General features: G+C 70.5%; 18 protein-coding genes. 8 read left to right on the top strand and 10 right to left on the bottom strand.

The window, feature by feature from the left end; all coding sequences use genetic code 11:
* Positions 1 to 45 precede the first annotated feature (45 nt).
* The 4 genes from ACFYPM_RS29630 (at position 46) to sthA (ending at position 4,445) form a co-directional block, all read left to right on the top strand.
* Positions 46 to 1,239 (top strand): sensor histidine kinase, encoded by a 1,194-nt coding sequence (locus ACFYPM_RS29630; RefSeq protein WP_387203838.1) that lies wholly within the window; start codon positions 46 to 48, stop codon positions 1,237 to 1,239.
* Positions 1,236 to 1,874 carry a response regulator gene (locus ACFYPM_RS29635; protein WP_387203840.1) on the top strand — a complete coding sequence of 213 codons (639 nt, stop codon included), beginning with the start codon at positions 1,236 to 1,238 and terminating at the stop codon, positions 1,872 to 1,874. Before ACFYPM_RS29630 ends, ACFYPM_RS29635 begins: the two co-directional genes overlap by 4 nt.
* 85 nt (positions 1,875 to 1,959) lie before the next feature.
* A complete protein-coding gene (locus ACFYPM_RS29640; protein ID WP_387203843.1) occupies positions 1,960 to 2,988 on the top strand; it encodes a fibronectin type III domain-containing protein in 1,029 nt (342 codons plus the stop codon).
* Positions 2,989 to 3,041: 53 nt separating this feature from the next.
* Positions 3,042 to 4,445, top strand: a complete 1,404-nt coding sequence (gene sthA / locus ACFYPM_RS29645; protein WP_387203846.1) for a Si-specific NAD(P)(+) transhydrogenase — start codon at positions 3,042 to 3,044, stop codon at positions 4,443 to 4,445.
* A gap of 6 nt (positions 4,446 to 4,451) precedes the next feature.
* On the opposite strand, the gene ACFYPM_RS29650 is transcribed toward sthA, so the two are convergent.
* The 4 genes from ACFYPM_RS29650 to ACFYPM_RS29665 form a co-directional block, all read right to left on the bottom strand.
* Entirely contained in the window at positions 4,452 to 5,483 is a 1,032-nt protein-coding gene (locus tag ACFYPM_RS29650) for a CU044_5270 family protein (protein ID WP_387203848.1), read from the bottom strand.
* Position 5,484: 1 nt separating this feature from the next.
* Positions 5,485 to 6,030 carry an RNA polymerase sigma factor gene (locus ACFYPM_RS29655; protein ID WP_387203851.1) on the bottom strand — a complete coding sequence of 182 codons (546 nt, stop codon included), beginning with the start codon at positions 6,028 to 6,030 and terminating at the stop codon, positions 5,485 to 5,487.
* A gap of 392 nt (positions 6,031 to 6,422) precedes the next feature.
* Positions 6,423 to 7,850, bottom strand: coding sequence for an endo-1,4-beta-xylanase (locus tag ACFYPM_RS29660; protein ID WP_387203854.1), 1,428 nt, complete (start codon positions 7,848 to 7,850; stop codon positions 6,423 to 6,425).
* A 34-nt stretch (positions 7,851 to 7,884) separates the two neighbouring features.
* On the bottom strand, positions 7,885 to 9,225 hold the full coding sequence (locus tag ACFYPM_RS29665; protein ID WP_387203857.1) for a PHB depolymerase family esterase: 1,341 nt from the start codon (positions 9,223 to 9,225) through the stop codon (positions 7,885 to 7,887).
* Positions 9,226 to 9,540: 315 nt separating this feature from the next.
* Here ACFYPM_RS29665 and manD point away from each other — a divergent pair, with 315 nt between their 5' ends.
* Positions 9,541 to 10,749, top strand: coding sequence for a D-mannonate dehydratase ManD (gene manD / locus ACFYPM_RS29670; protein ID WP_387203860.1), 1,209 nt, complete (start codon positions 9,541 to 9,543; stop codon positions 10,747 to 10,749).
* Positions 10,750 to 10,773: 24 nt separating this feature from the next.
* Here manD and ACFYPM_RS29675 read toward each other — a convergent pair whose 3' ends face one another.
* The 6 genes from ACFYPM_RS29675 to ACFYPM_RS29700 all read right to left on the bottom strand — a co-directional run bounded on the left by ACFYPM_RS29675 (position 10,774) and on the right by ACFYPM_RS29700 (position 19,775).
* Positions 10,774 to 12,888, bottom strand: a complete 2,115-nt coding sequence (locus ACFYPM_RS29675; protein ID WP_387203863.1) for an alpha-glucuronidase — start codon at positions 12,886 to 12,888, stop codon at positions 10,774 to 10,776.
* A gap of 87 nt (positions 12,889 to 12,975) precedes the next feature.
* Positions 12,976 to 13,662: a DUF624 domain-containing protein gene (locus tag ACFYPM_RS29680; protein WP_387203866.1), complete on the bottom strand. Its 687-nt coding sequence runs from the start codon at positions 13,660 to 13,662 to the stop codon at positions 12,976 to 12,978.
* 148 nt (positions 13,663 to 13,810) lie between these two features.
* Positions 13,811 to 15,448 (bottom strand): extracellular solute-binding protein, encoded by a 1,638-nt coding sequence (locus ACFYPM_RS29685; protein ID WP_387203868.1) that lies wholly within the window; start codon positions 15,446 to 15,448, stop codon positions 13,811 to 13,813.
* Between the two features lie 53 nt (positions 15,449 to 15,501).
* On the bottom strand, positions 15,502 to 16,410 hold the full coding sequence (locus tag ACFYPM_RS29690) for a carbohydrate ABC transporter permease (RefSeq protein WP_387203871.1): 909 nt from the start codon (positions 16,408 to 16,410) through the stop codon (positions 15,502 to 15,504).
* Complete coding sequence (locus tag ACFYPM_RS29695; protein WP_387203874.1) at positions 16,407 to 17,396, bottom strand: ABC transporter permease; 990 nt, start codon at positions 17,394 to 17,396, stop codon at positions 16,407 to 16,409. The genes ACFYPM_RS29690 and ACFYPM_RS29695 overlap by 4 nt, the downstream gene beginning before the upstream one ends.
* 12 nt (positions 17,397 to 17,408) lie before the next feature.
* Entirely contained in the window at positions 17,409 to 19,775 is a 2,367-nt protein-coding gene (locus tag ACFYPM_RS29700) for a glycoside hydrolase family 3 N-terminal domain-containing protein (RefSeq protein WP_387203878.1), read from the bottom strand.
* A 318-nt stretch (positions 19,776 to 20,093) separates the two neighbouring features.
* Between ACFYPM_RS29700 and ACFYPM_RS29705 the strand changes: the two genes are divergently transcribed.
* From ACFYPM_RS29705 to ACFYPM_RS29715, 3 genes are all read left to right on the top strand, one after another.
* Positions 20,094 to 21,131, top strand: a complete 1,038-nt coding sequence (locus ACFYPM_RS29705) for a LacI family DNA-binding transcriptional regulator (RefSeq protein WP_387203881.1) — start codon at positions 20,094 to 20,096, stop codon at positions 21,129 to 21,131.
* Positions 21,132 to 21,152: 21 nt separating this feature from the next.
* Positions 21,153 to 22,178 (top strand): acetylxylan esterase, encoded by a 1,026-nt coding sequence (locus ACFYPM_RS29710; protein WP_387203884.1) that lies wholly within the window; start codon positions 21,153 to 21,155, stop codon positions 22,176 to 22,178.
* Between the two features lie 259 nt (positions 22,179 to 22,437).
* Complete coding sequence (locus tag ACFYPM_RS29715) at positions 22,438 to 23,622, top strand: cellulose binding domain-containing protein (protein ID WP_387203887.1); 1,185 nt, start codon at positions 22,438 to 22,440, stop codon at positions 23,620 to 23,622.
* Positions 23,623 to 23,916 lie beyond the last annotated feature (294 nt).

Genomic DNA, 23,916 nt, shown 5'->3' on the forward strand with positions numbered 1-23,916 from the left:
TTCGGCCGATCTGCCCGCGCCGTCCGCTGGCTACGCTGGGTCACCATGAGCACGCCGGATCTTCGACACTGGTGGGTACGCCTGGCCCAGGCCGCCGGCCTGCTGGCCCTGGGGCTGCTCACCCTCTTCGACCTCCGGCTCGGCGCGCCCGAGAGCCTGGCCGCACTCCTGCTCCTGCTGGTGCGCATGGGGCTGGCGGTGGCGACGGTGCCGCTCTGGCTGCCGGTGCACCGGCTGGGTTCGCGGGTGGTGCCGCTGGCCGCGTTGGCGCTCGCCTGCGCCTCACTGGCCGTGACGGCGGCCGTCCTGTTCCTCGCCGGCAACAGTTACCTCTTCGGGGGCAGCTGGGGGCTCGCCGAGTCGGCCGGACTGATCGGTGTGGTCTTCGTGGTCACCCGCTGGGGCGCGCCGCGGCTCGCCCCGTGGGCGGCGGTGGCCGTCGGGCTGGCCGTCGCCGCGGCGCCGCTGCGCTCCGGCACCGAGAACCTGCTGGTGATCTTCGGGCTGCTCCAGGTGCTCGCCGCGGCCGGCGCCGCCGGGGTGGGGCTCTATCTGCGGATCATGGCGGCCGGTCGGGACCGGGCGATCGCGCTGGTGCGCGCCGAGCAGCGCGCGGAGTTCGCCCGGGACCTGCACGACTTCATCGCCCACCACGTGACAGGCATCGTGGTGCAGGCGCAGGGTGCCCGGTTCGTCGCCGAGCAGGACCCTCTTCGGGTGATCGTGGCGTTGGAGCAGATCGAGCGGGCCGGCACGGAGACGATGGCCTCGATGCGCCGGATGGTCGGCGTTCTGCGCAACCCGGACACCCCGCCGGACGCGCCGTTGGCCCCCCTGGCGGGCGTGACCGAGTTGCCGCCGCTGCTGGAAGGGTTCAACGGCACGGCGAGCGCCCCGGCACGCCTGTACGTCGACGGTGACCTGGACGGACTGCCGGTGGAGGTCTCCACCTCGGCGTACCGGGTGGTGATGGAAGGGCTGACCAACGCCCGCCAGCATGCCCCGGACGCCCGATCGGTGGACGTCGCCGTGCGTCGTACCCCGGACTGGTTGCTCGTCCGGGTCGCCGACGACGGTGCGGCCGGGCGGACTGCGCCCGCCCGGGGCCACGGCTTCGGCCTGATCGGCCTGACCGAGCGGGCACGCGCCCTCGGCGGCACGATCACCGCCGGACCGGGCGTCGCCGGTGGCTGGGTGCTCGACGCGGCGTTCCCGCTGCGGGTGGCGGTGGGGCGATGATCCGGGTGTTGATCGCCGACGACCAGGCGATGGTCCGGACCGGCTTCGGCATGATCATCGGAGCCCAGCCGGACATGGAGGTGGTCGGCGAGGCCGCCGACGGGGTCATCGCCGTGGAGTTGGCCCGGCGGCTGCGCCCGGACGTGGTGCTGCTGGACATCCGGATGCCCCGCCTCGACGGGCTGGAAGCACTGCGGCTGATCGCCGGGCCGGGCGCCGCCGACCCGATCCGGGTGGTCGTGGTGACGACCTTCGACCTCGACGAGTACGTGCACACCGCGCTCGCCAACGGCGCCTGCGGTTTCCTGCTCAAGGACTCCGGCCCGACGTTGCTGGTGGAGGCGGTCCGCGCGGCCGTGTCCGGTGACGCGCTGATCAGCCCCTCCATCACGGTACGGCTGCTGGAGCACCTCAGCCCGCCCGCCCCGGCGCGCGTCGACACCGGGTTGTCACCACGGGAACTCGACGTCGTGAAGCTCGTCGCCCGGGGCCTGACCAACGCCGAGATCGCCGCCGGGCTCTTCATCGCCGTCGGCACGGTCAAGACCCACCTGGCGAGTGTGCAGATGAAGCTCAAGGCTCGCAACCGGGTGGAGATCGCCGCGTGGGCCTGGGAGCGCCGCCTCGTCGGCTGACGGGACACCGCCCTGACCACCGCTGCCTTATCATTCAAGGCAGTCAATGCATGGTCCGCTGCGGTCATCCGGAAGCGAGGGATCCATGGTGCGTCACCATCCGTTGCGAGCAACCCGGTCCAGGGCCGCCGCGTTTGTCGCGTGCGCACTGGCGGCAACTCTGGTCGCCGCCGGCACCACCCCGGCGTACGCCGCCGCCGACGACACCGAACGCCCCACCGCCCCCGGCGCGATCACTGTCGTCGCCATCGACACCACCTCGGTCGAGCTGACCTGGGCGGCCTCGACCGACAACGTGGGCGTGGTCCGCTACCCGGTCGGCGCGCGATTCGAGGACACCGGCGCCCAGTACTCGACCGACACCAACAGCATCCGGGTCACCGACCTGCGGCCCTCGCGCACGTACACCTTCTCGGTGTGGGCGCTGGACGCGGCCGGCAACAGCTCGGTGTCCAACCCGACCCTGCGGGTGACCCTGCCACCGGGCGACGAGCAGCCGCCGGGTGCGCCGGGTCAACCGGTGGCCTACACCGTCGCCGCCACGCAGGTCTCGCTGCGCTGGGCGCACTCGGTGGACAACGTCGTGCTCGACCGGTACGAGGTGTTCCGGGTCGGCGCTGGCGGCGCTCTCACCCTGGTCCGTGAGGTGTCGCAGTACCCGCCCGTGAACAGCACCCAGATCAGCGGGTTGACGCCGAACACCACGTACACCTTCGTCGTGCGGGCCCGCGACGAGGTCGGAAACCTGTCCCCACTGTCCGCACCGGTCACCGTCACCACCCTGCCACCGCCGCCGAGCTGCTCGGTCCGGTCCGACGTGCGGCAGTGGCCGGACGGCTTCGTGGCGCACCTCGCCGTGAAGAACACCGGCACCACGGCGATCAACGGGTGGACGATGACGTGGCGGTTCTGGGCCAGCCAGCAGGTCCACGGCATCTGGGGCGCGAAGGTCGTCGACCGTCCCAACAACAGCTATCTGCGGGTGGGCAACACCGGTCGAAACGCGGTGCTCCCGCCGGGCGGCACGGTGTCGCTGGCGCTCGTCGCCTCCGGCACGCAACTGCCGCAGGAGATCACGCTCAACGGCGGCCTCTGCGTGGTGGCAGACGAATAACGCTCGGCTCCGGGGTCTGGCGCCAGTCGCGACATCTTGCGACGCTAGCGGTTGTGTATGACTACGACCTGTTGGTGCTGGGCTCCGGACCCAGCGGTCAGAAGGCCGCGATCGCTGCCGCCAAGCTCGGCAGGCGGGTCGGCATCGTCGACCGCCGCGACATGATCGGTGGGGTGTGCATCAACACCGGCACGGTCCCCTCCAAGACGCTGCGCGAGGCCGTCCTCTATCTGACCGGGCTGAGCCAGCGAGACCTCTACGGCAGCAACTACCGGGTCAAGGAAGAGATCACGGTCAGCGACCTGGCGGCCCGGACCCAACACGTGATCACCCGGCAGACCGACGTCATTCTCAATCAACTGGCCCGCAACCGGGTCGCGCTGATCACCGGCACCGGGCGCTTCGCGGACGCGCACTCGATCTGGGTCGACAGCGACTCCGGCCGCGAGTCGAAGGTGACCTTCGACAAAATCATCATCGCGGCGGGCACCCGGCCGGCCCGCCCGGACAGCGTCGACTTCGACGACCGGACGATCGTGGACTCCGACGGCGTCATCAACCTCCAGGCCGTCCCGCGCAGCATGGTCGTGGTCGGCGCCGGCGTGATCGGCATGGAGTACGCGTCGATGTTCGCCGCGCTCGGCACCAAGGTGACGGTGGTGGAGCGCCGCGAGAGGATGCTCGACTTCTGCGACGACGAGGTGATCGAGTCGCTCAAATACCATCTGCGCGACCTGTCCGTGGCGTTCCGCTTCGGCGAGGAGGTCGCCGCCGTGGAGAAGCACCAGACCGCCGCGCTGTGCATCCTCAAGAGCGGCAAGAAGATCGTCGCGGACACGGTCATGTACTCGGCCGGTCGGCAGGGTCAGACCGACGACCTGGCCCTGGGGGCGGCCGGGTTGGAGGCGGACCGACGCGGCCGGATCAAGGTGGACGCCAACTACCGCACGGCGGTGGACAACATCTACGCCGTGGGCGACGTGATCGGCTTTCCCGCGCTCGCGTCCACCTCGATGGAGCAGGGCCGGCTGGCGGCACAGCACGCCTGCGGCGAACCGATCCGGGAGATGCACGGCCTGCAACCGATCGGCATCTACACCATCCCGGAGATCAGCTTCGTCGGGCAGACCGAGGCGCAGCTCACCGACACCTCGACTCCGTTCGAGGTCGGCATCGCGCGTTACCGGGAGCTGGCCCGAGGTCAGATCGTCGGTGACTCGTACGGCATGCTCAAGCTGCTGGTCTCCCCCGAGGACGGCCGGCTGCTCGGGGTGCACGTGTTCGGCACCGCCGCCACCGAGATCGTCCACATCGGGCAGGCGGTGATGGGCTGCGGTGGCACGATCGACTACCTCATCGACGCGGTGTTCAACTATCCGACGCTGGCCGAGGCGTACAAGGTGGCCGCCCTGGACGCGTCCAACAAGATCCGCAACATCACCCGCATCGACGGCTGACCCCGTTCAGCCTGGCCACGGGGCAAACTCCGCGACCAGATACGTTCGGTAGGTGATCACCGCGGGGATCGTCACGTTCAACCTGCCCGCCGTCGTGGTCAGCACCTCCTCGTAGCCGAGCAGCACACCCGAGTCGGGGTCGATGATGACCGTGTACTGGACGGGCAGCCCATGGGCCTTGGAGCTGATCGAGTACGCCTCACCGGCGCGGCCGGCCCGGTCGGTGACGGTCCCGGTCACGGTGATGCCCGGGAGGTCGGCCAGCAGCCGCAGCGCCGTGGCCCGTTGTGCCGGGTTCAGCAGCCGCACCCCGGCCAACTCGGCGACGTCCTCCAGATACTGCACCGGCTCCTCGGGTGGGCTGCCCGCGTCCAACCACTCCCGCAGCGTCGCGACGTCCGTCGGCGCCGGGCCCGGCCAACCCGGGGTGAACTCACCAGCGGCGTAGTCGGTCGTCTCCCGTGACGAGTCGACCCGGCCGCCACGCCGCTGCCACTCCTTCCGGTCGGCATCGGAGCGGAAGACCGGCGGCAGTTCCTTCTTCACCATCCGGCCAGCGTCCTCGTCGGTTCGCCACGACCGCCACTGCTGCGGTACGACCGCGGACGTCGTCCGGCCGCCGGAGATCGAGGAGTTGAGAAACCAGTTCGCCGACTCCAGGTGCTCCACCGTGCCCGCCGGCCTCGGTGGCGCCGGCTGCGCGGCCGCCACCTCGGCCAGGCGGCGCAGCCGGACATCGGCCCGTTCCGTGGTCAACGCCGGGCCGTAGGTCAGCATCGCCGGGGTGAGGGCCCACACCGGCTGCGGCTCCCGCACCGTCTCAAGCGTGACGACCCCGGCTGCCAACGCCAGCGCCGCCGCGCCGGCCGCCAGCACGTAGCGGCGTCGCGGGAGGACACGACGACCGGCGGACGGCGCACGATCCGTGGCGAGGATTCGGGCGAGGTCCGCGGCCTGACGCTGCTCGTCGACGGGAACAAGGTCGCGCGCCGGGTCGAGGTCGCCCAACAACCGGCGTACGTCATCGAGGGTCTTCATGTCACCCACCCACGGTCATCGACGGCGTCTCGGCCGATGGTTGGCTCGTGCCGTCAGCGGTCACATCCAAGCGCGCCCGCAGTCGACGGCGGGCACGCATCAACCGCATCGCGAACGTCGCTCTCGTGCACCCGAGCACCACCGCCGCCTCGGTCGGGGTCAGCCGCTCCCAGGCCACCAACCGCAGGATCTCCTGGTCCGCATCGGACACCTGAGCGAAGGCGGTCACGACGTCCCGCTGGCTGATCACCTCGTCGGCATGGTCGTCCTCCACCGACCGGCCCGGCTCGGCCGCGACCCGCAGCGTCAACTCCCGCCACCGCTGTCGCCCCCTCGCCTCGTTGGCCAGTACCAGCCGGGCCACGCCGTAGAGCCACGGCAGCACCGAGGCGGGCGGCACGTCGGCCAGGCGACGCCATGCCACCAGGAACACCTCGGCGACCACGTCACTGACGTCGGACCCGATGACCCGACGCGCCACGTACCGCCACACGTCGTCGTGATGACGCCTGTACAACTCGGTGAACCGCTCCTCCACCACGTCCACAGCACCCCCTATCGGGCTTATGTCCGGGACCAGCCAGGACATCACACCTGATCAAGGCGGCCGTGCGGGTTGGGCGCGACAACGCCACGCGCACGTCATGGTCGCGATGTCGGTGCTGCCCGCACCGTGCCCGCACGTCGAAGGCTGGAGGAGAGAGGTATCGGTAGGCCCGCGGTGAGACCCCCCAACCCTGCGCGCCCACCCGCCCCACCCCGCCTCGGCCCCGGTGATCAAGAGGTTTGCGTCATCTGACGCGGGTCTCGTGACGCAAACCTCTTGATCACGAGGGTGGGGGCGAGGGTGGGTGGGTGGGGTGGGTGGGTGGGTGGGTGGGGTGGGTGGGTGGGTGGGTGGGGTGGGTGGGTGGGTGGGGTGGGTGGGGTGGGTGGCCTTTAGCTGGCGGCGCAGGTGGGGCTGAGGCTGCCGGCGGTGCCGGTGCCCTGGAAGCCGAACTCGGTGGACTGCCCGGCGCCGACCTGGCCGTTGTAGGACACGTTCGTCCAGTTGGTCGTGCCGGTGTTACCGCTGGGGTTGGCGCTCCAGGCGTTGGTGACCGTCGCGCCGGACGGCAACGTGATCGTCACGGTCCAGCCGTTGAGAGCCGACGAGCCGGCCGTCACCCGGACGCTCGCCACGAAGCCGCCGGTCCACTGGTTCACCGTCACCGTCGCGGTGCAGCCACCCTGCCCCGGCGGAGGAGTGGTCGGCGGGGCCGTGGTGGGCGGCGCGGTGGTCGGCGGGGCCGTGGTGGGAGGTGCCGTGGTCGGCGGGACGCTCGTGGGCGGGGCTGTCGTGGGCGGCGCGGTGCCGTTGTTCAGCGCGGCGAGGACCGCGTCGTACGCCGGCTTCTTGGAGCCGTTGCTGTTGAACAGCAGCGGCGTCTGCGAGGCCCGCCACGAGTCACTGTCGCGGATGCCCCACACCGTGATCCCGTTGCAGCGGGCTACTGCCAGGCAGTCCTCTACCACACTTCGGTACGTGTTCGCCGACGCGCCCTGGATGTCCAGCTCGGTGATCTGCACGTCCACACCGAGCGCCGCGAAGCTCGACAGCGTGGTGCGGTAGTTGCTGGCGTACGGCGAGTCGTTGTTGAAGTGCGACTGGAAACCCACGCAGTCGATCGGCACGCCACGGGCCTTGAAGTCCCGCACCATGTTGTAGACGCCCTGCGTCTTGGCCCAGGTCCAGTTGTCGGTGTTGTAGTCGTTGTAGCAGAGCTTCGCGCCCGGGTCCGCCGCTCGCGCGGCGCGGAACGCCGCCTCGATCCAGTCGTTGCCGGTGCGCTGCAGGTTCGAGTCCCGACGACCACCGGAGTTGCCGTCGGCGAACGCCTCGTTCACCACGTCCCAGGAATAGATCTGCCCCCGGAAGTGGGTCGCCACCTGCGTGATGTGGTTGAGCATCGCGTTGCGCAGCGCGGTGCCCTCCATGCCCTGCATCCACCCCGGCTGCTGGCCGTGCCAGGCCAGGGTGTGACCACGTACCTGCATCCCGCGACTGCGGGCGTGGTTGACGATCTGCTCGGAAGAGCTGTAACTGAACCGACCCTGCTGCGGCTCGGTGGCGTCGATCTTCATCTCGTTCTCGGGCGTCACCATGTTGAACTCACGGTTCAAAATCGTGGTGTACGCGTTCTCCGAGAGCTTGTACGCGGCAACCGCCGTCCCGAAGTAGCGACCCTTCTCCGCGGCGGACGCGCCCAGGGTGGTGCCGGCGGAGGCGGGCGTCACCAGGACCAGTGCCATGCCGGCGGCGAGGGCGCCCGCGCCGGTCAGCGCGAGGGCGACTCTCGACGCCGCCCTCCATTTGACGTTTCTCATCTCGTAGGACTCCGTTCTCGGTGGTGGTGCTCGGTCAGGAGACCGAGCAGGTGGCCCCGTTGAGGGCGAACGACGAGGGTGTGCCGGTGCCGCCCTGGTGGGTGGCCTGGAAGCCGATCTCGACCGAGGCGTTCGGGGCGATGGTGGCGTTGTAGGAGACGTTGCGGGCGGTCACCGCTCCGCTCGTCGGCGAGTACTGCGCGTTCCAGCCGCCGGTGATGACCTGCCCGCTGGGCAGGGTGAAGGCCAGCGCCCAGCCGTTCACGGCGGCCGTGCCGGTGTTGGTGATGCTCACGCTCGCGGTGAGCCCGTTGTTCCAGGCGTTGACCGCGTAGCCGACCCGGCAGGCGCCCACGCTCGGCGGCGGCGTGGTCGGGGGTGGGGTGGTGGGCGGCGGAGTCGTCGGGGGTGGGGTGGTGGGCGGCGGAGTCGTCGGGGGTGGGGTGGTGGGCGGCGTGCTGCCGTCCAGCCCGAAGAAGCGGATGACCTGCGCGGCGTCGACCGGCAGGTTGTGCGTGACACCCTGCATGCTGATCGCCTCGACCGGTGCCATCGGGCCGCTGCTGCCGTACCGGGTGCGGGTGTGGCCGGACTGCGGCGAGTCGGTGTACGTCGGGGTCTGACTCAGCCCGTGCACGTTCGTCCACTGCTTGACCTGCTCGCCGAAGTTCGGGTAGCGCAGCGTCTCGTCGTTGGTGCCGTGCCAGATCTGCATGCGTGGCCGCTGGCCGGTGTAGCCCGGGTACGCCCCACGGACCAGGTCCCCCCACTGCTGCGGGGTCCTGATGAGCTGCCCGTTCGCGCACTCGCTGTTCCACTCGGAGCTGCCCCCGGTGGCGAAGCAGCCGAACGGCACCCCGGCGAAGGAGGCGCCCGCCGCGAACACGTCCGGGTAGTCACCGAGCATGACGTTCGTCATCATCGCTCCGGACGAGGTGCCGGTGGCGAAGATCCGCGTCGGGTCGGCGGCGTAGCGCTGCCGTACGTGGTCGACCATCGACATGAGCCCGACGGGGTCGCTGCCTCCGCCACGGCGCAGGGCCTGCGGTGAGGCGACGTCCCAGCACTTGCTGCTGCGGGTCACCGACGGGTAGATCACGATGAATCCGTACCGGTCCGCGAGGGACGCGTACTGGGTGCCGGAGTGGAATGCCGGACCCGACCCGGTGCAGTAGTGCAGGGCCAGCAGGATCGCCGGTCGGGTGGCCACCCGGTCCGGGACGTACAGGTGCATCTGAAGGTTTGTGGGGTTGGTGCCGAAACCGGTCACCTGGGTCAGCGTCGCCGCCGACGCCGGGGTGGCGACGGTCAGCGCGGCGGCGGCCAGCGTCAGGGCCGCCATGGCGGCACCGAGCAGCCTTGTCTTGAGTGTCATCGATCGCGATCCCTCGGGAGATAGGCGCGTGGAAGGGGACTGAAGTCGAGGACTGCCCTTCGCCCGACCCTGACCGCGGCTCGCGTGACGAAGTCAGCTTCGATCGAGACTCCTCGATTGTCAAGACTTCCGGAAACCTTTCGCTGCAACGGATTCCGGGTTCACCTGCGCAACCCTTCGCACGGGCGGGTCCGCCCGTCGGCGGCGGCTCGCGGGCTATTATCGGGAGGTTCTCGAAACGTGCCGGACTTTCACCTGCCTCCCGCCCCTCGATGCGCGTCCGCCGACGACGCCCGCGGGCACGAAGGAGATTAAGTGAGGATTGTCGATGCCCGGGTCATCCTGACCTGTCCGGGCCGCAACTTCGTCACTCTCAAGATCGTCACCGACGAGGGGGTGACCGGGGTCGGGGACGCCACCCTCAACGGCCGGGAGTTGGCCGTCGCCTCGTACCTGCGCGACCACGTGGCACCCCTGCTGATCGGCCGGGACCCGGCCCGCATCGAGGACACCTGGCAGTACCTGTACCAGGGGGCGTACTGGCGGCGCGGCCCGGTCACGATGAGCGCCATCGCCGCCGTGGACACGGCGCTGTGGGACATCTTGGGCAAGGTCGCCGGCCTGCCGGTCTACCGACTGCTCGGTGGACGGTCGCGCGAGGGCGTCACCGTGTACGGCCACGCCAACGGCGAGACCGTCGAGGACGTGCTGGTGGAGGTCGCCCGTTACGTCGACCTCGGCTACCGGGCGGTCCGGGTGCAGTGTGGGGTGCCGGGGCTACCCAAGACGTACGGGGTCAGCACCGACAAGTTCTTCTACGAGCCGGCGGACGCGGCGTTGCCCAGCGAGGCGACCTGGTCGACCCCCCGTTACCTGGCGCACGTGCCGAAGGTGTTCGCCCAGGTACGCGACGAGTTCGGCCCGACGCTGCGGCTGCTGCACGACGTGCACCACCGGCTCACCCCGATCGAGGCGGCCCGGCTCGGCCGCAGCCTGGAGCCCCACGCGCTGACCTGGATGGAGGACCCGGTCCCCGCCGACCTCCAGGAGGGCTTCCGGCTGATCCGGCAGCACACCACCACCCCGATCGCCGTCGGGGAGGTGTTCAACAGCATCTTCGACGCGGCCCAGCTCATCCGGGAACAGCTCATCGACTACATCCGGGCCACCGTGGTGCACGCCGGCGGGATCACCCACCTGCGTCGCATCTTCGACCTCGCGGCGTTGCACCACGTCCGCAGCGGATCACACGGCGCCACCGACCTCTCCCCCGTCTGCATGGCCGCCGCGCTACAGCTCGACATCTCCATCCCCAACTTCGGCCTGCAGGAATACATGCGGCACACCGAGCAGACCGACGAGGTGTTCCCGCACGGCTACCACTTCGCCGACGGCTACCTGCACCCGGCCGAGACACCAGGTCTCGGGGTGGACATCGACGAGGAGGCGGCGGCCCGTTACCCGTACTCGCCGGCGTACCTGCCGGTGAACCGGCTGGAGGACGGCACGGTCCACCCCTGGTGACCACGGGGCCGTCGCCCGGCGGGTTCAGTGGATGCGCCGCCCCCGCTCGTCCGGCACCCCGGACTTGCGGAAGAAGTACGTGTTGATCTGGTCGCGCCACTCGGTGGCGGACCGCACCTGCTCGTCGAGGCGTTCGGCCACCCGCTCGTACACGGCTGGGTCGATCATCCCGTTCAGCGTCTGCCACCTGCGGCGCATCGCCGCCACCTCCTCGACACCGGCGAAGTGCGTGTCGTAGATGTGCTGAATGACAGTTGATCCGCTCCGCAGGACGTGCCGGTACGGCACATGGTGGAAGAAGAGCAGCAGCTCGTCGGGGCAGGTCTCCGGAGTCTCGTACACCTCGGCCCAGTACGGCGGGTACTGGCCGGCGAAGCCGGTGCCCGACGCGCGGCTGCGGTCCACGCCCACACCGTCGCGGTCGGCGAAGTGGTAGGTGCCCCACCGCGAGTACTCGTACCCGTCGACGCCGGGGCCGTAGTGGCCATCGGGGTTGACCATGAAGCCAACGCCCAACGGCGCGGTGTAGCGCTCGTAGGTGCGCCACGAGTCGTCCATGATCTCGTGTAGCGTCCGCCGCACCAGGGCCGGGTCGGCGGTGGCGGACGGCGGGAAGGTCAGCGTCATCCATTCGTCGAGGACCGCCGTCGGGTCCAGCTCCGGATTCCAGGCGAGCCGCCCGAACGAGTACAGGTTGGCCTGCGCCAACGGGTGCCCGGTCCAGAACCTGTCGTCGCCGGTGTTGGCGACCGCGACGAGGCCACCGCCGGCGCCCGCAGCCCCCGCCACCACGTCGGCCACCGAGCGTCCGCCCGGCCCCCAGGGGGCGAAGCGCAGCACCTCACTCCACCAGGGGCCGAGGTGACAGATGTGTCGCTGCTGGCCGGTGTATTCCTGCGTGACCTGCAACTCCACCGCCAGTCGGGTGGCGGGCATCGCGGCGATCACCGGGGAGACCGGCTCGCGGGTCTGGAAGTCCACCGGACCGTACTTGACCTGGAGGATCACGTTGATGCGGAACCGCCCGTCGAGTGCGGCGAAGTGGTCGTACGCGGCGCGTGCCCGGTCGGTCGACCGGTCCCGCCAGTCCTGGTGGTGGTTGTAGACGAACGCCCGCCAGTGCACGACTCCCCCGTGCGGGGCGAGCGCGTCCGCCAGCAGGTTGGCCCCGTCGGCGTGGTCGCGCCCGTAGGTGAACGGGCCGGGTTGCCCCTCCGAGTCGGCTTTCACCACGTAGCCGCCGAAGTCGGGAACACGGTCGTAGACGTTGCGGGTGGTCTCCGCCCACCAGCCCCGCACCTTCTCGTCCAGCGGGTCGGCGGTCGACAGGCCACCGAGGACCATCGGCGCGGCGAAGGTGACCGACAGGTGCACCCGGATGCCGTACGGGCGCAGCACGTCGGCGATCTCGGCCACGTCGCCGAGCCGGTCGGTGAGCAGCAGCGCCTCCGTACGGGCGACGTTGACGTTGTTCACCGTGATGGCGTTGACACCGCTCGCGGCCAGGAGTCGTCCGTACTCGCGGATGCGCGCCAGGTCGCGGCGCGACCGGCCGTCCTGCCAGAAGATCGAGCCGCCCGAGTAGCCCCGTTCGACCTGGCCCATCACCGGGTGCACGGCCACGTTGTCCCAGTGGTTCAGCATCCGCCGGCGCAGCGCGGGCCGGTGCCGCTCCGGCGGGCGGGTCGGGTCGAAGGCCGCCGCGCAGAGCCGGACCACGTGGAAGAGCCCGTACAGCAGGCCGGCCGGCGCGTCGGCCAGCACCACGGTCACCGGACCGGCGTGGGTCAGCAGGAACCCCTCCGTGCCGAGCGTCCCGTCGCCGGCCCCGGCACGTGCCGCCTCCACCGCCGGGCCGGGCAGCTCGCCCGCGCCCCGCAGGGCGAGCACCAGGTCGACGTCGACGTCCCAGGAGGGGTTGTGCCACACCCGCCCGCCGTAGCGCGCGCAGGCCCGCGACACCTCGTCGAGCACGGTGTCGACGAGCAACCCGTCCCCGTGGACGAGAACGCGGCGCGCGCCGAGGGTTCGAAAAGCCTCCGGTGGCAGCCAGGCCGGGTGTACGCGTGGCTCGTCCGGGTCCAGCGGCTCCTCGACGAACATCAGTTGCTCCAGGTCCACCCATTCTTCGGCGTTCATCGATCCTCCCTCAGCACGACGACACCGTACGCCAGCTTCCCCACGTTCGGTTGTCGTCGTCCCCGAAGGACACCGTGCCGGGCGGACTCACCGGAGGAAATCCTTCTGGATCAGCCGGACCATCGGGTCGCTGACGCGCAGGAACGCCAGGACCGCGACCGAAGCGAGCATCGCCAGCACCGCCTCGGAGAAGACCGCGGTGACCGCGGCCGCCGCGGCCACCAGCAGCGCGTTGCCGACGGTGACACCGGGGGTACGCACCAGGAAGTGCACGGCCAGTCGCAGTACGTCCCGGGTGCGGAAGTCGAACAGCGAGGTGACCACCAGGGCGTTCGCCGCGCAGAGCGTCACAGCCACCGCGAGCAGGACCAGCGGCCCGGTCCACCAACCGGGGAGGCCGACCGCGCCCCGGTAGGCGAGGTTCACGGCGAGCACGGTCAGCCACAGCAGCGTCGGCACCCAGACGCGCAGCACGCCGGACAGGTTGGCCCGGTAGCCGCGCCAGAACAGGGTGGCGGGCCGCAGGTCGGTCAGGTCGCTGCGTTGGTGGCGCAGGGCGTACAGGGCAGCCGAGAGCGCCGGGCCGACCGGCACCAGCAGGACGGCGGCCAGCGGCAGGTTGCTGGGGTCACGGCCCAGCAACAGCATCGGCAGCAGACCCGGCAGGGTGGTGAGCAGGAACAGCAGCTCGACGACGAGCAGGAGGTAGACCCGGGAGGTGATCCGCGACAGTGGCCCGTCGCCGAACTGTTGCCAGGTGCGCGCGGCGCTCACGGCTGTCCCCTCGGGTCGCAACTGCGCATTGCCGTCCTCTGGTCGTCCGGCTCGCGGGCGGGCGGGTCGACGCACGCCCCGGGCCGGTGGTCGCCGGGGAGTCCGGTCGGTTGGCCCTGCTGGACCGCACGACCGGACTCCCCGCTGATCAGCCGTTGTTTTTCTGGAACCGCTCGTACGCCTTGTTGACCACGTTGATGTACTGCTCGGAGTTTTTGGCCTTCAGCTCGGCCACGTAGGCGTCCCACTCGCTGAGGGGCCGCTGGCCGAGGGCGAACTTGAGCGTGTTCTGGGTGACGAAGTCCTTCAGCGGGGTCTCCCAGAGCGACACCTGCTCGCGTTCCTCATCGGTGAACGGGCGCGGCGGGGGGACCTCCCGCGGCTTGCGGGCGTCCATCACCTTCTGGAACTCCAGCTCCTCCGGGGAGAAGAACCCACGGACCAGGTCGGGCGCGCCGCCGTAGGCGAAGACGCCGTTCTGGAAACCGAAGTCCTTCTGCAGGTGCTTGGACGCCTTCGGGTTGAGCCCCAGGAAACTGACATCGGGGACGAGCGTGCGCTTGCCGGACGCGTCCTTGGTGAAGGTGGTGCCCTCGACGCCCCAGCGGGCGAACTCCAAACCGGCGTCCGAATACCACAACCAGTCGATGAACTGCATCATGGCCACGAAGTTCTTGCTCTCCCGAGCCTTCGTGGAGATCATGATGCCGTTCTCCAGCCGGGGGAAGGGGTTGACCTCGCCGGACGGGCCGATCGGCAGCGGGATCTTGGCCATCTTCGCGTTCGGCAGGGTCTTGGCCAGGTCGGGCCGGTGGTTGTTGACGAGCGTCTGCGCGTTGCCGGTGACCACGAAGGACTTGCCGTTGGCGAGCTTCTGGCGGGCCTGGTCGTCGGTCTGGGTGAAGCTCTCCGGGTCGAGCAGCCCCTCGGCGACGAGCTTGTGTAGGAATGTGACCACCTGCTTGTACTGCTCGGACGAGCCGGTGTAGGTGAACTTCTTCGCCGTCGGGTCCCAGGTGGCGTGCTGGAAGTCCCAGCCCGCGTAGGTGCCGTGCGACGAGCCGAGGATCCCCAGCAGGGCGCCGGTCGGGTTGGGCTTGCTGAAGAGGTCGGAGTACGGGTAGACGTTCGGGTACTTCGCCTTCATCGCCTTGAGCACCGTGTAGAGGTCGTCCCAGGTCTTCGGGACGGGGAGGTTGAGCTCCTGCATGATGTCGGTGCGCACCAGCACCGTGTAGTCCTGCGTGGGCTTCTCGTGCAGGCCGGGCAGCAGGTAGAACTTACCGTCGGCCTGTCGCAGGTTGTCGATCTCCGGCTTGAGGTTCCACTTGGTGATCTTGTCCTTCAGGTTGGGCATCAGATCCAGGTAGTCGCTCACCGGGAGGATCGCCCCGGAGGACACGAACGCGTCCTCCTGCGGGTGGTACGTCTTCGGGATGATCAGCGGGGCGTCCCCGGCGCCAATCAGCAGGCTGCGCTTCTGCTCGTAGTCGCTCAGCGGCACGGCGACCGGGTCGATCTTGACATTGGTCCGCTTGGTCAGCTCCGCCCAGAACGCCCAGTCCTCCTTGAGCGGATAGAACGTGTGGTTGTTGTAGAGGGTGGAGAAGGAGAGCGCCTCGGTGGCCTTGAACTGGTCGCCGACGCCGTAGCTGGCCATCGCCCCGACCTTGTTCTCCGAGAGGTCCGTCGACTCGCCGGGGTCCTCGGAACAGGCGGTGCTGAGGGTGAGCGCGAGCAGACCCGCAGTGGCTATCGCCACCCGGCGCCACGTCTTGTGGAGCATGGCTCGTCCTTTCGGTGGTGGGGATTCGAATGTGGATCGGTGTGGCGTCGGCGTCACCCCTTGACCGCGCCGAGCATCACGCCGCGGACGAAGTACCGTTGGACGAAGGGGTAGACCGCCAGGATCGGCAGGGTGGTCAGCACGATCGTCACGGCCTGCAGGGTGGCCGCGGCCTGGACCTTGTCGGCGTCGGCGGCGGCAGACTCGGCGCTGGTGGCGCCCGCGATGAGATTGCGCAGGTAGACCGTGACCGGCAGCAGGTCCTGCTGGTCCATGTAGAGGAACGCGGCGAACCACGAGTTCCAGAAGGACACCGCGTAGAAGAGCACCATCGTGGCGATGATCGCCTTCGACAGCGGCAACACGATCCGCAGCAGGATGCCGTACGTGTTCAGCCCGTCGACGGCCGCGGCCTCCTCCAGCTCGCTGGGCAGGCTCTCGAAGAACGCCTTCATGACCAGCAGGTTGAACACGCTTATGGCGTTGGGGACCACGACTGCCCAGATGGTGTTCTTCATCCCCAGGCTGGTGACCAGCACGTAGTTGGGGATCAGGCCGCCGGAGAAGAACATGGTGAACAGCGCGATGCCGACCAGGACGCCGCGTCCCTTGAGCTGTGGCTTCGACAGCACGTACGCGTAACAGGTGGTCAGCACGATCGAGATGAGCGTGGCGACCACCGTGTACACCACCGTGTTGCGGTAGTTCGTCCAGAACAACCCGTCGGACATCAACAGCTTGTACGCGGTCAGGTCGAACCCGCGCGGGACGATGCTCACCTCCCCGGCGATGATGTACGCCTCCTCGCTGAGCGAGCGGGCCACGATGTTGAGGAACGGGAACAGCGTCACGATCACGACGCCGACCAGGGCGACCGTGTTGACGATCCGGAAGATCCGGTAGCCCCGACTGTCCACCGGCCCCCGGGTCTTCGGGGCGTCGCTTTTCGTACCGAGGATCACCACAGGCTCGTCCCCACCGTGCGCCGGGAGATGAGATTCGCCGTCAGGACCAGCACCAGCCCGATCACCGCCTCGAAGAGGCCGATGGCGGCGGCGTAGCTGAAGTTGCTGGACTGGAAGCCCATCCGGAACAGGTAGGTGGAGACCACGTCCGCCGTCGGGTACGTCAGCGGGTTGTAGAGCAGCAGGATCTTCTCGAACCCGACCGCCAGGAAGCTGCCGATGTTGAGGATCAGCAGCGTCATCATGGTCGGCCGGATCCCCGGCAACGTCACGTGCCAGGTCTGCCGCCACCGGTTGGCGCCGTCGATCCGGGCCGCCTCGTACAGGTCCTCGTCGATAGTGGTGAGGGCCGCGAGGTAGAGGATGGTGCCCCAGCCGACGGTCTGCCAGACCTCGGACGAGACGTAGATGGTGCGGAACCACTCCGGTTTCTGCAGGAACGCCACCGGGTCGCCGCCGAACAGGCCGACGACCTGGTTGGCCGAGCCCTCGATCGAGGTCAGTTGCATGACCATCGCCGCCACGATCACGATCGACAGGAAGTGGGGCAGGTAGGACACCGACTGGACGAACCGCTTGAACCGGCGGGCGCGCACCTCGTTGAGCATCAGCGCCAGCACGATCGGCAACGGAAAGCAGAACAGCAGGGTCAGCGTCCCGAGCACGAGCGTGTTGCTGAAGACCTCCCAGAACGTCGGGTCGCTCAGGAACATCCGGAAGTACCGCAGGCCGACCCAGTACTCACCGAAGATGTTGCCGCCGGGCTTGAACCGGCGGAACGCGATGATGTTCCCGAGCATCGGCAGGTAGCGGAAGACCAGGAAGAACAGCAGCGGCAGGACGGCCAGGGAGTAGAGCTGCCAGTCCCGGCGCAGCGACTGCCGCCAACTGCGGCGGCGTCGCGGCGCCCGCGGGGCGGGGCTGGCCGCCTGCGCCGGTGACCGGGGTGGCGCCGGCGGCGGTGGCCGTAAGGTCGATGTCATCCTCGGCCCCTCCTAGGCGGGATGCGGGACGGCCACGAGGGGCTCCACCCGCACCGACGTGAGCAGGTCCCGGTGGTGGCCGACCTGGCGCTCGACGCCGGTCAGCCGCAGCGGCAGGGTGGCCGCCACGTCGCCGCTCGACCGGCCGAAGCGCAGCTCCACGTCGCCGGGCTCGACGATCCGCCGGCCGGACAGTCCGCAGAACGAGGCCAGGTCGGCGGGTACGCCGAACGTCACGTGGGCCGCCTCGCCGGGTGCCAGCGGCAGTCGGGTGTAGCCGACCAGCCGGACCACCGGGCGGGTGGTCTGCGCGACCGGATCGTGCAGGTAGAGCTGCACCACCTCGGTGCCGGCCCGGTCACCGGTGTTGGTGACGGTGATCCGTACCCGCGCCTCGCCGTCCACCGGCCAGGCCGCCGGCGTCTCGTCGGCCGCACCGACCACGGTGGCGTCGGACCACTCGAAGGTGGTGTAGCTCAGCCCGTGGCCGAACGGGTACGCCGGGGTGGGGTCGACCGAGGAGACCTGGGTGCGGCGACCGAGCGGCGGCGCCAGGTAGGTGCTCGGCAGGCCACCGGCGTCGCGGGGAACGCTTACCGGCAACCGCCCGGACGGGTTCACCGCGCCGGTGAGCACCTCGGCGAGCGCCTGCCCGCCGAGTTGCCCGAGGAAGAACGCCTGCACCACGGCCGCCGCGGTGTCGACCTCCGGGCCGAGCGCGTAGGGGCGACCGGTCATCAGCACCAGGACGACCGGGGTGCCGGTGGCCAGGACGGCGCGGACGAGGTCGGCCTGGACGCCGGGCAGCCGCAGATCGACGGCGTCGCACCCCTCGCCGGAGGTGCCCCGGCCGAACATTCCCGCCCGGTCACCGACGGCGAGCACGCACACGTCGGCGGCGGCCGCCGCGGCGACCGCGGCCGGAATGCCTGCGGTGTCCTCGCCGGTGATGGCGCAGCCCGGCTCGTGGCTGAGCAGGGGGACGCGTCGGGCCAGCTCGTCGCGCAGCGAGGGGATCTCCAGGCCGAGGCCGTGCTCGCTGTGGTGGATGCCCACGTGGTTGGGGAACGAGTAGCAGCCCAGCATGGCCATCGGGTCGTCGGCGACCGGGCCGATCAGGGCGACCCGGCTGCCGACGGCCAGCGGGAGGACGCCGCTGTTGCGCAGCAGCACGACGGACTCCCGGGCCAGGCGCACGGCCACGTCCTGGCTGACCTCGTCGTCGAGTCGCAGGTTCGCCACGTCGTCGGGGAGCACCTGCCAGTCCTCGTCGAGCAGGCCGACCTCGATCTTCTGGATCAGCACCCGCCGCAGCGCCCGGTCGATCAGCGCTTCGTCGACGTCGCCGTGGCGGACCGCCTCGACCAGCGGGGCGCCGAAGGCGTCCACGGTGGGCAACTCGACGTCGATCCCGGCCCGCAGGGCGAGCCGGGCGGCGTCGGCGGCGTCGGCGGCGACTCGGTGCAGGGTCTCCAGGAAGCGGACGGCGAAGTAGTCGGCGACGACGACGCCGGAGAAACCCCACTCGTCGCGGAGAAGACCGGTCAGCAGTTCCTCGTCGGCGGCGGCGGGCAGGCCGTCGATCTCGGCGTAGGAGTTCATCACCGAGCGCGCGCCGCCGAGGCGAAGGGCCATCTCGAACGGCGGCAGGATCACGTCGGTCAGCTCCCGACGACCCATCGGCACCGGCGCGTGGTTGCGCCCGCCGCGAGAGGCGGAGTAGCCGGCGAAGTGTTTGAGGGTGGCGACGATTCCGGCGCCCTCCAGCCCTCGCACGTACGCGGCGCCTGTCGTCCCCACCAGGTAGGGGTCTTCGCCGATCGTCTCCTCGACGCGCCCCCAGCGGTAGTCGCGGGTGACGTCGAGGACCGGCGCGAGTCCCTGGTGCACGCCCGCGGCGCGCATGGAGCGCCCGATCCGGTCGGCCATCGCCTCGACCAGGTCGGGGTCGAAGGACGCGCCCCAGCTCAGCGGGGTCGGGTAGACGGTGGCCCGCCAGGCCGCGAACCCGGTGAGGCACTCCTCGTGCACCTGGGCCGGGATGCCGAACCGGCTGGCGGCGACGATCTGCGCCTGGGAGGCGGCGAGCGACCGGGCGCCGACGACCGGGTCGACCGGCGCGGTGCCGAACGGCCGGGTGAGCTGGCCCAACCCGTACTCGATGAGGCTGTTCCACGGCGGAAGCTCGCTGATCATGTCGGACTGGTGTGGGGCGACGCCCTCGCCGGAGGCGTCCGCGCCGACCCAGACGCCGACGAGTTGCGCGATCTTCTCTTCCAGTGTCATCAACGGCAGGAGCGCCTCGGCCCGCTCGGTCGGCGACAGCCGCGGATCGCGCCACGGCGCGGCGTCGCCGTGCACGGGCAACTGACTTCTCATGCCATGACCCCTTAGCTCCGGCCACATCCCCGAGCCCTGGTGGAACCAGTTCCGTGGCGGACGTTCGACCGATCCGAAACTTTCCGGAAGCCTGCGCAACCTTTTCGGCAACCTAAGTGCCCCATCGATGAGTGTCAAGGGTCTCAGCTGGACTCCGGCGGCACGCTCCATGCACACGGTGAGTCCATCATCGGCACTCCGTCGCGAATCCGCCCCGTCATGACCCGGGATCGGGCCCAACAGCTGTCGCATCGGCTCAGGTGATTGGCCAATCGTGTTAAGGTCTCCCGAAAATTTCGGATGCTGCATGGGGCTGCGATGACAGAGCACCGCCCGCTCGATCCACCCGTCTCCACCACCATCGCGACAATCGCCCACGACGTCGGCGTTTCGGTGGCCACGGTTTCCAAGGTCCTCAACGGACGTGGCGATGTCGCCCCCGGCACCAGAGCGCGCGTCGAGGCGAGCCTCGATCGCCACCAGTACCAGCGCCGCACGCGGCGACCCTCGACCAGCGGGGGGCGCATCGATCTCGTGTTCCACGAGTTCGACACCGGATGGGCCATGGAGATCCTGCGCGGTGTCGAGGCGGTGACCGCCGCGGCCGGCATCGGGTTGTCGGTGGCTCAACTCAACGGCGCGCACCGCCCCCCGGCGCGATGGCTGGACGCGATCCTCGCCGACCGCCCGTTGGGCGTGGTGTTCGTCCTGTCCCATCTGGCCGAGGCCCAACAGCAGCACCTGCGACGTCAGGGCATACCGTTCGTCGTCGTCGACACCGACAGCGCGACCTCGGCCTCCGTACCCACCGTCGGCTCGAACAACTGGAACGGTGGCCTGCTGGCCGCCCGGCACCTCCTGGAGTTGGGGCACCGGCGGATCGCCATCATCTCCGGGCCGCCCGATGTGCTCTGCAGCCGAGCCCGCGCTGCCGGCTTCCAGTCGGCCCACGAGGAGGCCGGGCTCGTGGTCGACCGCGAGTTGGTCCGCTACGGCAGCTTCTCGGCGGGGGCCGGGCACGCCCACGGGCTGGAACTGCTCCGCCTGCCGTCCCGACCAACGGCGATCTTCGCCGGCTCCGACACCCAGGCCATGGGGGTGCTCCGGGCAGCCCGCCAGTGCGGCCTGCGAGTGCCCGAGGACCTGTCGGTGATCGGGTACGACAACCTGCCGGTCTCCACCTGGACCGACCCGGCCCTCACCACGATCAACCAGCCATTGCGCGACATGGCGGGCATCGCCACCCAGATGCTGCTCGACCTGACCAGGGGCAACGAGCCGGCGACCAGCCGGATCGACCTGGTGACCGAGTTGATCGTCCGGGAGAGCACCGCACCCCCCGCCAGCCCGCACTGACCCGAGCCCCTGCGAGGACCCGTGCCCCACGCCGCCGCCCTGCTCGACGACCTCCAGCGGTACGTCCCGGACATCGTCGAACCCGCCGACTTCGACCACTTCTGGCGCGACACCCGCACCGAGGCGTCCGCCCGACCGGTGCTCGTCGACGTCCGTCCAGAGCCCACCGACCTGCGGCTGCTGGACTCCTGGGACGTCACGTTCGCGGGCTTCGGCGGCGACCCGGTCCGGGCCTGGTACACCCGCCCGGCCGGGGTGTCCGAGCCACTGCCCGCCGTCGTCGAGTACGCCGGCTACGGCCGTGGTCGTGGTCTGCCCCACGAGCGACTGACCTGGCCCGCAGCCGGGTACGCCCACCTGCTGATGGACAACCGGGGCCAGGCCGGCCAGTACGCTCCCGGCGACACCATCGATCCACACGACGCACCCGGCGGCCCCTGGCCGGCCACCTGGGGGATCCTCGACCCGCGCGACTACCACTACCGACGTCTGATCACCGACGCGGTCCGGGCGGTCGAGGCGGTCCGCGCCCTGCCGGGGGTCGACGGCACCCGGGTCGCCGCGCTCGGCAACAGCCAGGGTGGCGGCCTGGCCCTGGCGGTCGCCGGCCTGGTCGGCGACCTGGGCGCGGTGCTGACCACCGCCCCGTTCCTCTGCGACATGCGGCGGGCGGTCCAGCTCAGCGAACCGGCGCCGTACGGCGAGATCGCCCGCTACCTGGCCGTGCACCGGGAGGCCGAGGACGCGGTGTGGCGCACCCTGTCCTACGTCGACGCGGTGAGCTTCGCCCGACGCGCCACGGCGCCGGCGCACTTCGGGATCGGGCTGCGGGACGCCGTCTGCCCGCCGAGCACCGGCTTCGCCGCCTACAACCAGTACGCGGCGGTGGCCCGGCCGCCGGTTGCGCCCGCGCGCGAGATGCACGTCTACCCGTTCAACGGTCACGAGGGCGGCGAGGCCGTGCACGTTCGGCGTCAGCTGCGGTGGCTCGGCGCGATGCTGCACCCGGCCGGCCCGGCCGGACGACTCCCGGGCCACGATTCATAGTCGGACACCGATCTCTTGCCGGTGTCGGCGATGCCACGTTAAGGTGCGTCAGGCGAGGTGCAGGGCAACACCCCGCCACCGTCCATCGATCCGTCACCCCCGACCATCGATGACAAGTGTCGGCGCCACGACCACCAGTGCAGACGTCCGGGTTCTTGGTCGTTCCCCGCAGCCCGCTCCCCCGCGTACCGCGTCCTGGCGGCGGCCGTCCTCCCGGTGGCCGTCGTCGTCGCGCACCCTCACCACCAGAGGAAGTCCCATGAGCAGTGCAACGCTCGGCCACCCCGTCCCTCCGCCACCCACCACCACCGCGCCGACGTCGAGGCCCGGACGGGCCCGCCTGTGGTGGGCGGCCCTGGCCGCCGTCGCGGCGGTGGTCGCGGCCGTACCGATCGCGACCGCTCCGGCGAACGCGGAATCCAACGGCGGCGTACGCGTGATGCCCCTCGGCGACTCGATCACCGACGGGTTCAACGTCGCGGGTGGATACCGGATCGAACTCTGGCAGCGGTTCACGGCCGGTGGTTACCGGATCGACTTCGTCGGCTCCCAGTTCAACGGTCCCGCCAGCCTCGGCGACCACGACCACCAGGGCCACTCCGGTTGGACCATCGCCCAGATCGACGCGAACGTCGTCAACTGGTTGCGGGCCACGAACCCCCGGACCGTGCTGCTGCACATCGGCACCAACGACATGTACGGCGACACGTCCGGCGCCCCGGGTCGGCTGGCCACCCTCGTCGACCGGATCACCAACACCGCCCCGAACGCGGACGTGTTCGTCGCGACGATCATCCCGAAGTCGGGCGCGGACAACCAGGTCCGGGGGTACAACGCGGCGATCCCGGGGATCGTGCAGGCCCGGGCCGCCGCCGGCAAGCGCGTCCACCTGGTCGACATGTACCGCGCGCTGACGCTCAGCGACCTGGCCGACGGGGTGCACCCCAACGCCACCGGCTATCGCAAGATGGCCGTGGCCTGGTACGACGCACTCCGGTTGGTGCCCGGCAGCATCGGCGGCGACACGGCGCCGACCACCGCGCCGCCGACCACCGCGCCACCCACCACCGCGCCACCCACCACCGCGCCGCCGACCACCGCGCCACCCACCACGCCGCCGCCGTCGGGTGCGTGCCGCGTCACGTACACGGTCAACGCCTGGGGCAACGGGCTCACCGCGTCCGTCTCGGTGGCCAACACCAGCAGCGCCCCCGTCAACGGGTGGGCGTTGACGTTCACGTTGCCGGGCGGGCAGACCATCACCGGCGGCTGGAACGCCAGCTTCTCCCCGTCGAGCGGAGCGGTGACCGCGCGAAACGTCTCCTACAACGCGACGATCGCGCCGAGCGCCTCGGTCGACATCGGCTTCCAGGCCACCCACACCGGGAACGCCGGGCGGCCGTCCGCATTCACGCTCAACGGCACCGCCTGCACCCTCGCCTGACGACTCTTGTCGCGGGGGCGGGGGCCCCCCCCCCCGCCCCCCCCCCCCCGCGCCCGGGGCCCGGGCAACGGGGCCCCCCCACCCCCGGCCCACCTCGGCCAGGAGGGAGACCCCCAACCGCGCCCCCGCCCCCCCCCCCCCGCCGGCCGCCCCCCCCCCCGCCCCCCCCCCCCCCCCCCCCCCCCCCCCCCCCCCCCCCCCCCCCCCCCCCCCCCCCCCCCCCCCAACCGCAACCACCGACCCCGCCCCCAGCCGCGACCAACTTCAGCCAGTCACAGCGAACAACCGCCGCCG

This window comes from Micromonospora sp. NPDC005203 (assembly GCF_042872705.1).
In the GTDB taxonomy this organism is placed as follows: domain Bacteria; phylum Actinomycetota; class Actinomycetes; order Mycobacteriales; family Micromonosporaceae; genus Micromonospora.

Coding starts and splice junctions, on each gene's coding strand:
- ACFYPM_RS29630 (WP_387203838.1), top strand. CDS start 46: ATGAGCACGCCGGATCTTCGACACTGGTGGGTACGCCTGGCCCAGGCC.
- ACFYPM_RS29635 (WP_387203840.1), top strand. CDS start 1,236: ATGATCCGGGTGTTGATCGCCGACGACCAGGCGATGGTCCGGACCGGC.
- ACFYPM_RS29640 (WP_387203843.1), top strand. CDS start 1,960: ATGGTGCGTCACCATCCGTTGCGAGCAACCCGGTCCAGGGCCGCCGCG.
- ACFYPM_RS29650 (WP_387203848.1), bottom strand. CDS start 5,483: ATGAAGACCCTCGATGACGTACGCCGGTTGTTGGGCGACCTCGACCCG.
- ACFYPM_RS29660 (WP_387203854.1), bottom strand. CDS start 7,850: ATGAGAAACGTCAAATGGAGGGCGGCGTCGAGAGTCGCCCTCGCGCTG.
- ACFYPM_RS29665 (WP_387203857.1), bottom strand. CDS start 9,225: ATGACACTCAAGACAAGGCTGCTCGGTGCCGCCATGGCGGCCCTGACG.
- ACFYPM_RS29675 (WP_387203863.1), bottom strand. CDS start 12,888: ATGAACGCCGAAGAATGGGTGGACCTGGAGCAACTGATGTTCGTCGAG.
- ACFYPM_RS29685 (WP_387203868.1), bottom strand. CDS start 15,448: ATGCTCCACAAGACGTGGCGCCGGGTGGCGATAGCCACTGCGGGTCTG.
- ACFYPM_RS29695 (WP_387203874.1), bottom strand. CDS start 17,396: ATGACATCGACCTTACGGCCACCGCCGCCGGCGCCACCCCGGTCACCG.
- ACFYPM_RS29700 (WP_387203878.1), bottom strand. CDS start 19,775: ATGAGAAGTCAGTTGCCCGTGCACGGCGACGCCGCGCCGTGGCGCGAT.
- ACFYPM_RS29705 (WP_387203881.1), top strand. CDS start 20,094: ATGACAGAGCACCGCCCGCTCGATCCACCCGTCTCCACCACCATCGCG.
- ACFYPM_RS29715 (WP_387203887.1), top strand. CDS start 22,438: ATGAGCAGTGCAACGCTCGGCCACCCCGTCCCTCCGCCACCCACCACC.